At 68.6% G+C, this 13,455-nt stretch carries 16 protein-coding genes; 3 read left to right on the forward strand and 13 right to left on the reverse strand.

The window, feature by feature from the left end; genetic code table 11:
* The first annotated feature begins 107 nt into the window (after positions 1-107).
* Positions 108-578 (forward strand): EVE domain-containing protein, encoded by a 471-nt coding sequence (locus ACR4XJ_RS00510; RefSeq protein WP_434753365.1) that lies wholly within the window; start codon positions 108-110, stop codon positions 576-578.
* Between the two features lie 80 nt (positions 579-658).
* Positions 659-880: a SlyX family protein gene (locus ACR4XJ_RS00515; protein ID WP_434753366.1), complete on the forward strand. Its 222-nt coding sequence runs from the start codon at positions 659-661 to the stop codon at positions 878-880.
* A gap of 74 nt (positions 881-954) precedes the next feature.
* On the opposite strand, the gene ACR4XJ_RS00520 is transcribed toward ACR4XJ_RS00515, so the two are convergent.
* The 6 genes from ACR4XJ_RS00520 to ACR4XJ_RS00545 all read right to left on the reverse strand — a co-directional run bounded on the left by ACR4XJ_RS00520 (position 955) and on the right by ACR4XJ_RS00545 (position 4,669).
* Entirely contained in the window at positions 955-1,467 is a 513-nt protein-coding gene (locus ACR4XJ_RS00520; protein ID WP_434753367.1) for a rhodanese-like domain-containing protein, read from the reverse strand.
* A gap of 107 nt (positions 1,468-1,574) precedes the next feature.
* Positions 1,575-2,189, reverse strand: a complete 615-nt coding sequence (locus ACR4XJ_RS00525; RefSeq protein WP_434753368.1) for a flavodoxin family protein — start codon at positions 2,187-2,189, stop codon at positions 1,575-1,577.
* Positions 2,190-2,331: 142 nt separating this feature from the next.
* On the reverse strand, positions 2,332-2,664 hold the full coding sequence (locus tag ACR4XJ_RS00530; RefSeq protein ID WP_434753369.1) for a hypothetical protein: 333 nt from the start codon (positions 2,662-2,664) through the stop codon (positions 2,332-2,334).
* 88 nt (positions 2,665-2,752) lie between these two features.
* Positions 2,753-3,871 carry an NADH:flavin oxidoreductase gene (locus ACR4XJ_RS00535; RefSeq protein WP_434753370.1) on the reverse strand — a complete coding sequence of 373 codons (1,119 nt, stop codon included), beginning with the start codon at positions 3,869-3,871 and terminating at the stop codon, positions 2,753-2,755.
* A gap of 98 nt (positions 3,872-3,969) precedes the next feature.
* Positions 3,970-4,158, reverse strand: a complete 189-nt coding sequence (gene dmpI / locus ACR4XJ_RS00540; protein ID WP_434753371.1) for a 4-oxalocrotonate tautomerase DmpI — start codon at positions 4,156-4,158, stop codon at positions 3,970-3,972.
* A gap of 1 nt (position 4,159) precedes the next feature.
* Positions 4,160-4,669, reverse strand: a complete 510-nt coding sequence (locus tag ACR4XJ_RS00545; RefSeq protein ID WP_434753372.1) for a nitroreductase family protein — start codon at positions 4,667-4,669, stop codon at positions 4,160-4,162.
* 221 nt (positions 4,670-4,890) lie between these two features.
* On the opposite strand from ACR4XJ_RS00545, the gene ACR4XJ_RS00550 reads away from it, so the two are divergent.
* Entirely contained in the window at positions 4,891-5,319 is a 429-nt protein-coding gene (locus tag ACR4XJ_RS00550; protein ID WP_434753373.1) for a winged helix-turn-helix transcriptional regulator, read from the forward strand.
* Positions 5,320-5,534: 215 nt separating this feature from the next.
* On the opposite strand, the gene ACR4XJ_RS00555 is transcribed toward ACR4XJ_RS00550, so the two are convergent.
* The 7 genes from ACR4XJ_RS00555 to rarD all read right to left on the reverse strand — a co-directional run bounded on the left by ACR4XJ_RS00555 (position 5,535) and on the right by rarD (position 13,322).
* The gene (locus ACR4XJ_RS00555) at positions 5,535-6,497 is read right to left on the reverse strand and encodes a DMT family transporter (RefSeq protein WP_434753374.1); all 963 of its coding nucleotides are present in this window, start codon (positions 6,495-6,497) and stop codon (positions 5,535-5,537) included.
* 188 nt (positions 6,498-6,685) lie between these two features.
* On the reverse strand, positions 6,686-7,579 hold the full coding sequence (locus ACR4XJ_RS00560) for a glycerophosphodiester phosphodiesterase (protein ID WP_434753375.1): 894 nt from the start codon (positions 7,577-7,579) through the stop codon (positions 6,686-6,688).
* Between the two features lie 496 nt (positions 7,580-8,075).
* A complete protein-coding gene (locus tag ACR4XJ_RS00565; protein WP_434753376.1) occupies positions 8,076-8,936 on the reverse strand; it encodes an ABC transporter permease in 861 nt (286 codons plus the stop codon).
* Complete coding sequence (locus tag ACR4XJ_RS00570) at positions 8,933-9,826, reverse strand: ABC transporter permease (protein ID WP_434753377.1); 894 nt, start codon at positions 9,824-9,826, stop codon at positions 8,933-8,935. Before ACR4XJ_RS00570 ends, ACR4XJ_RS00565 begins: the two co-directional genes overlap by 4 nt.
* Positions 9,823-11,031, reverse strand: coding sequence for an ABC transporter ATP-binding protein (locus ACR4XJ_RS00575; protein ID WP_434753378.1), 1,209 nt, complete (start codon positions 11,029-11,031; stop codon positions 9,823-9,825). Before ACR4XJ_RS00575 ends, ACR4XJ_RS00570 begins: the two co-directional genes overlap by 4 nt.
* Before the next feature lie 126 nt (positions 11,032-11,157).
* Positions 11,158-12,228 carry an extracellular solute-binding protein gene (locus ACR4XJ_RS00580; protein WP_434753379.1) on the reverse strand — a complete coding sequence of 357 codons (1,071 nt, stop codon included), beginning with the start codon at positions 12,226-12,228 and terminating at the stop codon, positions 11,158-11,160.
* Between the two features lie 179 nt (positions 12,229-12,407).
* On the reverse strand, positions 12,408-13,322 hold the full coding sequence (rarD, locus tag ACR4XJ_RS00585) for an EamA family transporter RarD (RefSeq protein ID WP_434753380.1): 915 nt from the start codon (positions 13,320-13,322) through the stop codon (positions 12,408-12,410).
* Positions 13,323-13,455: the final 133 nt, after the last annotated feature.

Here is a 13,455-nt window from a genome sequence, read left to right on the forward strand (position 1 = left end):
AAACGCAGCCGCCGCCAAGTGCGCCGCGCGGCCCCATGGGCTTTACGGCGGCGCGCGGCGCGGGTATCGTCCGGCGCATGGACCACACATCCCCGCAAGGAGGCGCCATGCCCCGCCACTGGCTGTTCAAGACCGAGCCCGGCTGCTTCTCCATCGACCACCTGGCCGCCCTGCCCGGTGCCACCACCAGTTGGGACGGCGTGCGCAACTACCAGGCCCGCAACTTCATGCGCGACATGCGGACGGGCGACCTGGGACTGTTCTACCACAGCGTCACCAACCCCTCGGTGGCGGGGGTGGTGGAAATCGTGCGCGAGGCCTACCCCGACCACACCGCGTGGGATCCGGAAGACTGCCACTACGACCCGGCATCCACGCCGGACAAGCCCCGCTGGTTCATGGTGGACGTGCGGCTGGTGCGCGCCTTCGCCCGGCCGGTGCCGCTGGCGCTGCTGCGCACCCTGCCGGAACTGGCGGGCATGGAACTCTTGCGCAAGGGCAGCCGCCTGTCGGTGCAGCCGGTAAGCCCGCAGGAATACGAAACGGTGCTGCGCCTGGCCGATACCCCGGCCCGATAATGACCGACGCGGCACGGAACAGCCCGGCATGGCTCCGGCCCCCCGCGCCGGACCACCCGCCGCCACATCACGGACTGCATATGACCAAGGAACTGGAAGACCGGCTGGCCCGGCTGGAAGAGACCGTCTATTTTCAGGAACAGGCCCTGCGCGAACTGAACGACGCGCTGGTGCTCCAGCAGGCCCAACTGGACGAGACGGAACGGCTGCTGGAGGCGGCGCGCGACCGATTGCGCGCGCTCGCCAAAGTGATGGAGGACGACGGCGGCGAGGATACCGGGCCGCCGCCGCATTATCTGTAGGAGAGTTTCGCGCGACTGGCGGACGCGAAATGCATCGTCACTGGTGGCGCGCCGCGCCACCGTCAGCGCAGCCGTCAGCCGCCGCCGGAACAGTCGGTGCGGGGGGCGGCGTCCCGCCCGGGCCGGCCCATGACGGCACCGCTCCCCGGCGGAGCGCACGGCCCGCAGGGGCCGAACTCCACGGGCAGCCCGGCGGCGTGCCAGGCATCCATGCCGCCCGCGATGCGGTAGGCCACGGCAAACCCCTGCACCACGGCGGCGCGGGCCGCGGAATCGCTGCGCGAGGACGTGGCCCCGCCGCACACGAAGGCCACGGCGGGGCATCGTGCGGCGCACAGCACCTTGTGCAGCCACCAGCGCCGCAAGAGGCGGGCCACCCAGGTGGGCGGCAGGGGAAAGCACAGCGCGCCGGGCACGTGCCCGGCCTCGAAGTGCGGCGCATCGCGCACGTCCACCACGCTCAGCGAGCCAGCCTGGACGCGCCGCCACGCCTCGTCGGGGGCCAGCAGGCCGTAGCCGCCCGCGTCCGCCTGGCGCTGCAAGCCAGCCGGAAAACCGACCGGAACATCCCGCGTGCCGTCACTCATGCGCCTGCTTCCCGTCCCCCCGCATCCGGCGTGCCGTCCCCCTTCATGTCACGTACCACGGCGCGGACGGGACGGAAAGCCCGCCCGCGCCGCCAGCCGTCTCCTTCCTAGACCTCGCCGCCCTTCAGCGGCGCCGGGGCCTCCGGCCCGCTCTTCAGACACTTCAGCACGTGGGCCATGTTGCGGCCCAGGTTGACCATGGTGCGGATGCCCTCCTCGTCGCCGTTGACGTCGCCGGGGGCCAGGCCGATGCCCACGTTCCAGTAGCTGGAGCACGGCACCACCATCTCGGCGATGCCGAAGAAGGCCATCAGCCCGTTGTACACCTGCTGCGCGCCGCCGCGCCGCACGGCCACCACAGGCGCGCCCACCTTCATGCGCAGCGCGCCGCCGTTGGCGATGGAGACCATGCCCGCGCGGTCGATGAGGGCCTTCATTTCCGTGGAGACGTTGGCGAAATAGGTGGGCGAGCCCAGGATGACGCCGTCGGCCTTGTGCATGGCGGCGATCCATTCGTTCATGGGGTCGCCGGTCTGGATGCACTGGCCGTCCTGCTTCTCGAAACACTTCATGCAGGCGATGCAGCCGCGCACGGCCTTGCCGCCCACGCGAAATTCCTCGGTGGTGACGCCTGCGGCCTCAAGTTCACGGCGGACAATGCCGAGCAGGATGGACGTGTTGCCGTTCTTGCGGGGGCTGCCGTTGAAGACTGCGACATGCATGGAAAGAACCTCCGGTTGGGTGGGGACATGATGGGTTGGTTGCATGGCCCGCGCCGCATCCGGGGGCTGGACCGCGCGCGCCGCGTTCCGCTCCGGCCAGGGAAGGCGGAACGGCATGCGGGGCGCGCGGCCCGTATCCGGGCTATTGCGCGGGGCCTGCGGCGGTCTCTTCCGCCGGGCCGTCGGCCTCTTCGATGAGCAGGCCCAGCGGCACGTACGGGCCGAGGGGAATCAGTTCGAACTCGATCTGCCCCTGCTTGACCAAGGGCAGCGTGCCGATCAGCGACTGCGCCTCCTCCAGCGAGGGGGCTTCCAGCACCATGACGGTGCCGGAACGGTCCTGCCGGAAGTACACCTCGCGGACCACGTCGGCGAGGTACAGCTTGATGGTATGGGCCACTTCCTTCAGGAAGTTGGCGCGGATGACGTCGGGGGTGGCGTCTTCGCGAACCTTGTCGATGGCGAGAATCTTCATGCGCGGCTCCTGGTGGAATTGCGGGTTGCACCCGGTTCACGACGGGTACGCGGTTTCGCCGCCTCGCTCAAGGCCCAAGTGTCCGGCGCTATTCCCCGGCCGCCTCGCCGCGCGCCACGGGACAGTAGAAGCCCCGGTTCTCGCGTAGCGGGCCGTAACACTTGTTGCACGAGATGCACGCGGCGCGGGCGTCGTCGCCGTCGGCCCAGCGACGCACCAGGCCGGGTTCGCGGATCAGCGGGCGGCACATGGAGAGCATGTCGGCCGTGCCCTCGTCCACCAACTGCTGCGCCACCTGCGGGGTGCGGATGCCGCCCACCAGGATCAGCGGCGCGCCCACTTCCGCCTTGAAGCGGCGCGCGGCATCCCGGTACCAGGCCTCGTCCTGTGGCGTGCGGATGCGCGTCACCCGGGCGGGCATGCGGTTCGGCGGGTTCATGGCCGTGCCGCCGGACATCTCCACGGCGTCCACCCCGGCGGATACGGCATGGCGGGCCGTTTCCAACATGTCGTCCAGTTCGAAGCCACCGTCCATGAAGTCGGAACAGTTCAGCTTCGCCCACACCGGAAAGTCCGGCCCCACGGCCTCGCGCACGGCGCGCACCGCCATCAGCAGGGGGCGCATGCGGTTTTCCAGGCTGCCGCCGAACCGGTCGGCGCGCCTGTTGCGCGCGGGCGACAGGAACTGGCCGAGCAGGTAGCCGTGCGCCCCGTGCACCTGCACCCCGTCGAAGCCCGCCTGCACGGCGCGGCGCGCGGCGGCGGCCAGGGCGGCCACCACCTCGTCGAGGTCGGTCTCGGTCATTTCGCGCATGGGCAGAAAGCCGTCCCGCTCGAAGGGGGTGGCGGTGATGCCGGGCTGGCCCGTGGCCGGGGTGTGGGCCAGGCCGCCCGCGTGCGCCAGTTGGGCCACGATGCGCCCGCCGCCCGCGTGCACGGCGTCGGCCAGCATGCGCAAGCCGGGAATGCACGCGTCGTCGTGAATGCCGAGCTGGCGCGGCCCCGCCTGCCCGCGCTTTTCCACGTAGGCATGGCCGGGAATGACCACGCCCACGCCGCCTTTGGCCAGTTCGCCCAGCACCTCGGCCAGGGCCGGGGTGGCAAGACCGTCGTCGGTGGCCAGCCCTTCCCAGGTGGCTGAGCGGACGAAGCGGTTGGGCGATTCCAGGTTGCCGATGCGCACGGGTGCGAAGATGGATGCGCTCATGGTGTCTCCGTGATGCGCCGCCCTGCCCCGCAAAAGGGAGGACGCGCGGAAATGTTGAGGGGGGCTGGGGACGGGCGGGCGACGCGGGCCGCCGCCTGTCATTTCTTCCGGTCGGCCAGCAGCACCCCGGCCACGCCGATGTCCTCGGGCTGGCGGCAGTCGATGAGCACGGTGATGGTCTCGGGCGGCAGCTTCATGACGCGCGCCGCCGTGGCGGTAAGCTCGCGCACCAGTTCGCGCTTGTCGTCCGTGGTCATGGGGTTGGCCACAACGCTGATGATGGGCATGCTACCACCCGTTCCAGTGAATCTTGGCGTCGTCGTAGCGGTCCTGCGGGGCCAGTTCCTGCGCCGGATGGCCGATGACGATGAAGCCCAGCGGCACGATGTTCTCCGGCAGGCCCAGCAGGCGGCGGAAGCCGTCCTCGCGGTCCTTCATGGGGTGCACGCCGGTCCACACCGCGCCCAGCCCCTTGCCGTGCACGGCCAGCAGGATGTTCTGCACGGCGGCGGAGCAATCCTGCACCCAGTAGCCGGGATACTTTTCGGCCGTCAGGTCGGCGCACACCAGAATGCCCAGCGGCGCCCTGGCGGCCATGGCGGCATACTGGCTGAACGCGGGGACGGCCTCCAGCAGCTTGCGGTCGTCCACGACCACGAAGCGCCACGGCTGGGCGTTGCCCGCGCTGGGCGCGGCCATGGCGGCGGCCAGGATGTCGCGCACGTCGGCCTCGGCAACGGGAGCCTCGGTATACTTGCGGATGGAGCGGCGGCCGTGGATGGCGGAAAAGACGTCCATGAGACAAACCTCCTGCGCCGTGCGGGCGCTGTCTGGCAAGGCGGAAACCGGACTTTGCGGCGTTGCGGGGTGGCCCGCCCATGGCGAACCGGTACGGGTCAAAATACCCGCTTGGGTATTTCCATCAAGTACGCACCATTTTGTGGTATAGTATCCTGCACCATACCGTAGGGTCTTGAAAGATACCGCAGATGCTACTATGTTTCGCGCGGAGGTACCAGATGGTCACGGCATGCACCCTCAAGCACTGCGCGGGCAAGGAATACTACTGCGCGCTGGAACTGACCCTTCAGGTCATCGGCGGCAAGTGGAAGCCCATCATCCTGTGGCGGCTCGGGCAGGACGGCACGCTGCGCTTCAGCGAGTTGCGGCGCATCATGCCCAACATCACCCAGAAGATGCTCACCCAGCAACTGCGCGAACTGGAATCGGACGGCGTGCTGCACCGCGAGGTGTACCCGCAGGTGCCGCCCCGCGTGGAATATTCGCTGACCGAACTTGGCCGCAGCGTGCTGCCGGTGCTGTCCGAGATGTGCAAATGGGGCCACGCCTTCGAGGCGAATCACGGGACCGTGGGGACCGGGCGCGGCGCGCCTGCTGCAACCGGCGCAACCGGCGACGATCTGGACATGGCCGTGGGCGAGGTGTAGCCGCCAGGTTTCAGCCAAAAAAACGAAAGCGCCCGGAGCAACTCCGGGCGCTTTTAGAATCTCCGCATCGTATTACGGGCAACTGCCCAAATTAGGAATTTTGTTCGTTGGCGAGGAAAACGCGCCAGCCATGAGGGAGTATACTCTTATCGTATTCGACCGACATGGCTGGCGTGGTTTGACGATGCCAACGGACAAAAGGCCAATTTGGGCAATCACAGCACGTTTCGCAGGCACAGCAACGCCGTGCCCGCGAAGGCGATGCCCGCCCCGGCAATGGCGCGGGGCGTGGGCCAGCGCCGCTCCACCATGGCGGCCACGGGAATGATGAAGATGGGCTCCAGCCCGATGAGGGTGGCGGCGATGCCGGTCTGGGTGGCGCCGATGGCCACCAGCGACAGCCACACCCCCACCACCGGGCCGATGAGCGAGGCCGCCAGCAGCAGGCGAAAGTTGTGGCGGTCGCCGCGCACCACGCCCAGCGCCGGGCGCAGCCGGCCGGTCAGCATGGCTGTGGGCCAGAACACGCCCATGGCCACCACCATGCGCAGCAGCGCCGCGAACAGCGGGTCCACCCCCTCGGACAGCCCCTGCTTGGACAGCACCATGCCGCTGGAAAGCGCCAGCGCCGAGGCGAAGGCCAGCCCCACCCCGCGCAGGCGCACCGCGCGTGACAGGGGCACCGCGCCTTCGGGCACCGTGCCGCTGTCACCCACCACCCAGGCCACCCCGGCCGTGGCGATGAGGATGCCCGCGATGCCCATGGGGCCGATGGCCTCGCCCAGCAGCAGGTAGCCGAGCACGGCGGTGATCACCGTGGACAGCGACTGCACCAGCAGGGCCACCCGCGCGCCCACCAGCACCACGCCGGAATAGAACAGCAGGTCGCACAGGGCCACGCCGACCACCCCGGAAAGGGCCAGCGCGCCCAGGGCCAGCAGACTGGGGCCGCCCGTGCCAACTGAGCCGGGCGCGCCGGGGACCATCACCCCGCCGCCGAAGAACAGCACGGATGCGCCCCACCACGCGCCGAACATCACGATGCAGATGGGCAGGCGCAGCAGGATCAGGGTATGGGGGCCGAGACGCCGGGAAAGGATGGCGTGGATCTGGCACGACACCGCCCAGAGGGCGGCGGTGGACAGGGCGGCGAGTTCGCCGGTCCCGAGGGCGGGCATGCGGTTCCTCCGCAGGGCGGAAGCTGGCCGGACAAGGTCCGGCGCGGGTTGCGGGGCGGGCGCCATGCACCGCCACCACGGCGGATACGGATGCCCGAGCGCACGGCCTACGCCTTGTGGCGCGCCGGGTCAACTATTCGGACATATGCCCGGACATGCGGCCGGACGCGTGAGGCCGGGGGCGGCGGTTACGCGCCTTGCCCCCTTTCCCGCAGCACCCCCCAGCACAGTAGCGGAAAGTCGGTGATCAGCCCGTCCACGCCCCAGTCGAGGAAGCGGCGCATGTCCGCCTCTTCGTTCACGGTCCACACGTTGACGGCAACGCCCATGGCCCGCAGGGCCGCCACGTCCGCTTCCGTGACGATGTCGTCGCCGGGGTGGTAGGCCACCACGCCAAGGTCGCGGCACAGGGTCACCGGGTCGTCCGGGCGCACGTCCTCCACCAGCGCGGCAAGAGCCAGTGCGGGTTCCATGGCGGCCGCGTGGCGCAGGCACCCGTGCCGGAACGAGGACAACAGCGTCCGCTCCGTCAGGCCATGCGCGCGGATGCGCTCCAGCACGGCGCGGGTCACCGCCTCGTCGCCCGGATAGCCGGGACCATTGGCGGCCATGTCCTTGATCTCCACGTTGACGCGCCAGCCGTGGTCCGCCGTGAAGGCCAGGGCCTCATCCAGCGTGGGGATGCGCAGGCCGGGGAACAGAGCCAGGTCGTCGGCCGTCACGCCGCCCGAGGCCACCTGTCCGAACGGGTCGGCGGCCTGGTACCAGCCGCCCGCGTCCAGCCCGCGCACCTCGTCCAGGGTGAAGTCGCAGGCCCGCCATGGGGCGCGGCCAGCGTATTCCGGGCGGGAGGCCACGTCGGTGGTGCGCTCCAGGGTGTCGTCGTGCACCACCACCAGATGCCCGTCGGCGGTGAGTTGCACGTCCAGTTCCCACAGGTCCGCGCCCTCTTCCAGCCCGCGCTGGGCGGCGAGGATGGTGTTTTCGGGCGCCACGGAGCGCGCGCCGCGATGGGCGATGCACAGCACCCGCCCTTCACGCGGGGCGAAATATCCTTCCCGAGGCATGGTTGCACCGGACATGCCGACCTCCTGGAGCAAGGTTGCCATATTGTGCGGGACGGGCACACTTCCGCGCCCACCCTGCTGACAGAATCCGCCTTTTGCCGCCGGGCGGCGTTGGCGCGGCATTTTTGCTGCTCACGTACAACAGTACGCTCCGCGCAAAAACGCCGCGCCGCCTTGTCCGGCGGGCAAAATCCGTAATTCCTCGCATCGTGACCGCACAGCCCCCCGCAGCGGAGGACCGCTGCGGGATTATAAGGAAGCAAGGCGTTTTCACAGATGGATAAAAATACAGGAAAGCATGCCCACCCCGCCCACGCGCCGCAGGTTTTTTGCCTTCCGGCAAGGAAGGCGAGCTTTTTGCGCAGGGAGCGGACTCTTCCGTCCGTGACCGGAGCAAAAAGCGATGCCTGACAGCGTTGCTCTCGATGGCCGTAAGACTCGCAAGCTCGCCTAACGGCCACGCTGCGCGCCCTTCGGGTCGGGCCGCCGCAAGGCAAAAAGGCAAGGCGCGCTAACCGGCTTCGGTCTTCCGCCCGGCATACAGATTCACGCACGCCACCAGCGAGGTGCCCACGATGAGCAGGAACGAGATGGCGTTGATGACCGGGGTGGAGCCGTCGCGCACCTGAAGGTACAGGTTGATGGGCAGGGTGGGTTCCGAGCCCACCAGGAACAGGGTGGTGTTGAAGTTCTCGAACGACATCAGGAAGGCCACGGCGCCCGCGCCGATGATGGCCGTGCGCAGAAACGGCAGGGTGATGTACCGGATCACCTCCAGCCGCGTGGCCCCAAGGTTCAGCGCGGCCTCTTCAAGGGTGCGGTCGAACTTCTTGAGCCGGGCGGACACCACAAGGGTGACGAAGGTGGTGATGAACGAGAACTGCCCCAGCACCACCAGCCAGAAGCCGGGCCGCAGGATGCCCACGTCGATGCCCAGCGCGTCCTCCATGAAGGTGCCTGCGGTGGTGGCCGCGATGAGGATGGAAATGCCCAGGATGACGCCGGGGATCACCAGCGGGGCCAGCATCAGGAAGTACAGCGCGCCCTTCAGCGGAAACTCCTCCTGCTCGAACAGGAAGGCCGCGCAGGTGCCCACCAGGGTGGCCAGCGCGGACACGAGGACGGCGGTCCGGGCGCTGGTGAGGATGGACGACAGGTTGCCCCGGTCGTGGAAGATGCCGGTGCGCGCGGGCAGGTCGGCCAGGAACCAGTCCAGCGTAAAGCCCTTCCACGGCAGCGAGGGAAACTGCGAATCGTTGAAGGCCAGCACGCAGGTGACCGCCAGCGGCGCGAACAGAAAGACGAAGTACAGCGCGACGTACAGGCCGTAGCCCATGGTGTAGCCGCGCGAGCGCGGCAGCGAACGGATCATTGCACCACCCTGCTCAGTTTCTGGCCGGTCAGCTTCAGCCCCAGCCAGATGATGCACGACGACAGCGCCAGCAGCAGAAAGCCGAAGGCCGCGCCCTGGTTCCAGTTGAAGCTGGCGATGAACTGGTTGTAGATCTGCTCGGTGAACCACAACGAGTTCTTGCCGCCCATCAGGTTGGGCGTCAGGTAGTTGCCGAGGGTGAGCATGAACACCACGATGGACCCGGACATGATGCCCGGCATGCAGTGCGGCACCACGATGGTGCGCATGATGGTCCACGGGCCCGCGCCAAGGTCGCAGGCGGCCTCGATGAGGCTGTCGTCCAGGCTTTCCAGAACGGAGACCAGCGGCACCACCATGAACAGCATGGACGTATACACGAGGCCCATGATCATGGCCGCGTCGTTGTACAGCATTTCCACGGGCGCGGCGGTGATGCCGAGCGCCGTCAGCCAGTGGTTCAGCACGCCGCTTTCGCGCAGCAGGATCATCCAGCCGTACACCCGCACCAACTCGCTCACCCAGAACGGCAGCAGCAGCATGGTCAGCAGAAAGCGCGAGGCGCCCCGCTCCACCACCTTGGTCACGTAGAAGGCCACGGGCATGGACACAAGGAAGGTCAGCAGGGTGACCAGCACCGAATACCCGGCCGTGCGCACGAAGGTGAGCCAGTAGATGGGTTCCGAAAAAAACTGGTGGTAGTTTTCAAGGCTCCAGCCCTCGTCGCCGAAGGCCGGGTCCATGCGGAAGGACATGATCAGCAAGTCGATGTGCGGCAGCACGATGAGCAGCCCAAGCCACAGCGCCACCGGGGTCAGGAACAGCGCCAGGGTCAGGCGCATGCCCGGCCCGGATTTCACGGGCGCGGACGGCATGGCGGCGGCGCTCATCGCCCGCTCCCGGCCGCGAAGCAGATGCCCGCGCGGTCGTCCCAGCCCACGGAGATGCGGTCGCCGGGCTTGATGTGGTCGTACAGCCGGTTCTGGGGCAGGGCCACCGTGACCTCGCGGCGCGAACCTTCCGGATGGGCCAGCAGGCGGCTGGCCGCGCCGTCGAACAGGATGGCCTGCACCTGTACCTGTGCCCTGTTCCCAAGGTCGGCACAGGCCCCGCGCGGCGGCAGGGGGGCGTCGCCGGCATCGTCGCCGTTGTCCGGCCCCACGCAGGATGCGCCGTCGGGGTCGATCAGCACGGCCTCGGGCCGGATGAACATGTCCACCCGCGCGCCCCTGGCAAGTCCGGCGGCCACGCGGGCGCGGAAGACAGCGCCCTCGTCGGTGCGCACCAGGCCCGCGTCGCCGGTGACCTCTTCCAGCGTGCCCGTCCACACGTTGGTCTCGCCCACGAACCCGGCCACGAAGGCCGAGGCCGGGCGGCGGTACAGGTTGCGCGGGGTGTCCACCTGCTCGAAGCGCCCGGCGTTCATGACCGCCACGTGGTCGGACATGACCAGCGCTTCGGACTGGTCGTGGGTGATGTACACGAAGGTGGTGCCCACCTCGGCCTGGAGGGTCTTCAGTTCCACCTTCATCTGCTCGCGCAGCTTCAGGTCCAGCGCGCCCAGGGGTTCGTCCAGCAGCAGCACGGCGGGCTCCAGCACCAGGCAGCGGGCGATGGCCACGCGCTGCTTCTGCCCGCCGGAAAGCTGGGCGGGCATCTTGCCGCCGTAGCCGGGCAGGCCCACGCGCTCCAGCACGTCCCGCACCCTGCGGGCTATCTCGCCCCCGGCCATGCCCCGGCGCTTCAGGCCGAAGGCGACGTTCTCGGCCACGGACATCATGGGGAACAGCGCAAGGTGCTGAAAGATCAGGTTCACCGGGCGGCGGTTGGGGGCGATGCCCGCCATGTCGCGCCCGCGAATGGCGATGACCCCGGAATCCGGCGCTTCGAAGCCCGCGATCATGCGCAGCAGGGTGGTCTTGCCGCAGCCCGAGGGACCGAGGATGGAAAAGAATTTGCCCTGCTCCACCTCGAACGACACGTCGTCGACCGCCGTGAACCGTTCGAAGCGCTTGACGAGGCTGGTGACGGAAAGGTCCACCGAAATGGCCGGGGAAACATCGGGGGCAACGCTCGGGGAAATGGCTGTGGGCATCTGGTCATGCACTCCCGCCGCGCCGGGCGCTGCATGCCCGCCGCGTCCTGTTCCGGATAAAACGGTTCCACGCAAGCCGGGGCGCCGTCCCGCCTTCACCGGCGGGCGCGACGCCCCGGCGTCATGCTACTGGGCGGCCTTCACCCGGTCCAGCGCCTTGCCTTCCATGGCTTCGAGCCTGGCGGGCACGGGCGGGTACCACTTGATGTTGTCGATGACCTGCTGCGGGTAGCAGCGTTCGAAGTCGGCGCGGAAGGTGGGCTTCAGGCGTTCGCCCACGCCCACGGCTGCGGTGGGGGTGTCTTCGGCGTTGGTGAACACGGCCGCGTTTTCGGGCCGCATCATGAAGTTGATCCACTTGTACGCGGCGTCCACGTTGTCGGCCTTGGCGGGGATGGCGAAGGTGTCGATCCAGCCCAGCGCGCCGGTGACGGGCGCCACGAAGTCGATGTCGGGATTTTCGGCGTGCAGCTTGAAGCCACCGTTGTCCCAGGCCTGGGCGATATGCACTTCGCCCGAACGCATGGATTCCAGCAGCGCGTCGCCGTTGGTCCAGTAGTTCTTCACCACGCCCTTGGCGGCGATGAGCTTGCCTTCCACCTGGTCCAGCAGCTTCTGGTAGGCGGCTTCATCGGCGTACAGGGCAAAGGGGTCCACGCCCATGCCGAAAGCCTGCGCGATGAGGGTGGGGCGCTTCAGGCGGTAGCTGGCGCGCCCGGCGTATCTGGAATCGAGCAGGTCAGAAAAGCTCTTGGCCTCCGGCGCGAACTTGCGGTTCACGATAAGGCCGTCGGTGCCCCAGCAGAACGGCACGGCGTAGGACTTGCCCTTGACCAGGGTGTTCTTCTTCACCGCGTCGAGCATGGAGGGAATGAACCGGGCCGCCTCGATGCGGCCGAAATCGATGGGCTGGTACAGGCCGAAGCTTTCCTGCACGGAGGAGATGCGGTCCTGGCTCGGCTGGGCGAGGTCGAAGCCGCCACCGCGCGTGGCGCGCAGCTTGGCGATCATTTCCTCGTTGTTCGAGTAGGTCACCTGCACCTTGTAGCCGGTCTCCTTCTCGAACTTCTCCACCAGTTCCGCCGGGGCGTACCCCTTCCAGGTCAGCAGACGGAACTCCCTGGGCGCGGCGTCGCCCAGGCAGGGCAGCAGCAGCACCGTGATCATCGACAGCAGCGACAGCATCTTTCTCGTCATGTGCAGCCTCCGGGTATGATGGTTTCCCGCCCGTGCGCGCCACGTCCCATGCGCGGCGCACCCCCGCGGCGGAAACGCGCCCGATGGCGTCACCACGTTGCAGGGGGTTGCGCACAAGCCACACACGGGTCACGGCCGCACGACCACTCTTTTCAGGCTACTCCAAAACCCGGCGGCTGTCACCGGACGGCATGACGATAGGCGCTCCTGGCGGCACGAAGGCCGTCCGCCGTGTACAGAGCCAGCGCCGTCCAGATGCAGGCGAAGGTCAGCATGTGGGCGGAGGTCACCGGCTCGCGGAACACGAAGGCCCCCAGCAGAAAGGCCAGGCTGGGCGCGATGTACTGCATGACCCCCAGCGTGGTCAGGCGCAACCGCCGCGCCGCGAAGGCGAAGCACAGCAGCGGCGTGGAGGTGGCGATGCCCGCGCCCACCAGCAAGAGGCCGGTGGACAGGCCCTGGCGGCCCAGCGCGCCGCCCCCCTGCCAGGCCACCCAGGCCAGATACCCGGCCGCCATGGGCACCAGCAGCATGGTCTCCAGGAACAGGCCGGGGATGGGTTCCACCCGCACCAGCTTGCGCAGCAGGCCGTAGAACGAGAAGGACACGGCCAGCACCAGCGCCACCCACGGCAGCCTGCCGTACGAGACCAGCATGGAGAGCACCCCGGCGGCCGCAATGGCGATGGCCGCGAGCTGCACGCGGCTGGGCCGCTCGCCCAGCACCAGCGCGCCCAGCAGCGCGTTGACCAGCGGGGTCATGTAGTAGCCCAGGCTGGTTTCCAGCACCATGTCCGAATTCACGGCCCAGATGTACAGAAACCAGTTGCCGCCGATGAGCAGGCTGCTGCCCGCGATGGTCAGCAGGTTGCGGCGCGAGGCCACGGCGGCGCGCACCTCGGCCATGCGGCCGCCCAGCAGCACCAGGGGCAGCAGGAACACCGCCGACCAGACGATGCGGTGGCACAGGATTTCGAAAGGGGGCACCTGCTGCACGAGCTTCCAGTACAGGGGCAGAAGGCCCCACAGGCCGAACGCGCCAAGGGCCCCCCAAAGGCCCGCGTGCGTGGTGCGTTGCTCCGGTTGCGGCGGCATGACGGCTCCGTATGCGTGGGCGGGGGTGCGAGCCTCGTCCAGTGGGGAATGCGGTGGGAATGAAACGCCGCGTCCGCGCGGCGGATGGTCCGGAACGGATGGTCCAAAAACGAAGGGGGCCGTCGCCGACGGC

Origin of the sequence: Nitratidesulfovibrio sp. D1, assembly GCF_051133415.1 — a bacterium.
Lineage (GTDB): Bacteria > Desulfobacterota > Desulfovibrionia > Desulfovibrionales > Desulfovibrionaceae > Cupidesulfovibrio.

What these genes read in the sequence shown, in the direction of transcription:
- ACR4XJ_RS00510 (WP_434753365.1), top strand. Translation starts at nt 108, where the DNA reads ATGCCCCGCCACTGGCTGTTCAAGACCGAGCCCGGCTGCTTCTCCATC.
- ACR4XJ_RS00515 (WP_434753366.1), top strand. Translation starts at nt 659, where the DNA reads ATGACCAAGGAACTGGAAGACCGGCTGGCCCGGCTGGAAGAGACCGTC.
- ACR4XJ_RS00520 (WP_434753367.1), bottom strand. Translation starts at nt 1,467, where the DNA reads ATGAGTGACGGCACGCGGGATGTTCCGGTCGGTTTTCCGGCTGGCTTG.
- ACR4XJ_RS00525 (WP_434753368.1), bottom strand. Translation starts at nt 2,189, where the DNA reads ATGCATGTCGCAGTCTTCAACGGCAGCCCCCGCAAGAACGGCAACACG.
- ACR4XJ_RS00530 (WP_434753369.1), bottom strand. Translation starts at nt 2,664, where the DNA reads ATGAAGATTCTCGCCATCGACAAGGTTCGCGAAGACGCCACCCCCGAC.
- ACR4XJ_RS00535 (WP_434753370.1), bottom strand. Translation starts at nt 3,871, where the DNA reads ATGAGCGCATCCATCTTCGCACCCGTGCGCATCGGCAACCTGGAATCG.
- dmpI (WP_434753371.1), bottom strand. Translation starts at nt 4,158, where the DNA reads ATGCCCATCATCAGCGTTGTGGCCAACCCCATGACCACGGACGACAAG.
- ACR4XJ_RS00545 (WP_434753372.1), bottom strand. Translation starts at nt 4,669, where the DNA reads ATGGACGTCTTTTCCGCCATCCACGGCCGCCGCTCCATCCGCAAGTAT.
- ACR4XJ_RS00550 (WP_434753373.1), top strand. Translation starts at nt 4,891, where the DNA reads ATGGTCACGGCATGCACCCTCAAGCACTGCGCGGGCAAGGAATACTAC.
- ACR4XJ_RS00555 (WP_434753374.1), bottom strand. Translation starts at nt 6,497, where the DNA reads ATGCCCGCCCTCGGGACCGGCGAACTCGCCGCCCTGTCCACCGCCGCC.
- ACR4XJ_RS00560 (WP_434753375.1), bottom strand. Translation starts at nt 7,579, where the DNA reads ATGTCCGGTGCAACCATGCCTCGGGAAGGATATTTCGCCCCGCGTGAA.
- ACR4XJ_RS00565 (WP_434753376.1), bottom strand. Translation starts at nt 8,936, where the DNA reads ATGATCCGTTCGCTGCCGCGCTCGCGCGGCTACACCATGGGCTACGGC.
- ACR4XJ_RS00570 (WP_434753377.1), bottom strand. Translation starts at nt 9,826, where the DNA reads ATGAGCGCCGCCGCCATGCCGTCCGCGCCCGTGAAATCCGGGCCGGGC.
- ACR4XJ_RS00575 (WP_434753378.1), bottom strand. Translation starts at nt 11,031, where the DNA reads ATGCCCACAGCCATTTCCCCGAGCGTTGCCCCCGATGTTTCCCCGGCC.
- ACR4XJ_RS00580 (WP_434753379.1), bottom strand. Translation starts at nt 12,228, where the DNA reads ATGACGAGAAAGATGCTGTCGCTGCTGTCGATGATCACGGTGCTGCTG.
- rarD (WP_434753380.1), bottom strand. Translation starts at nt 13,322, where the DNA reads ATGCCGCCGCAACCGGAGCAACGCACCACGCACGCGGGCCTTTGGGGG.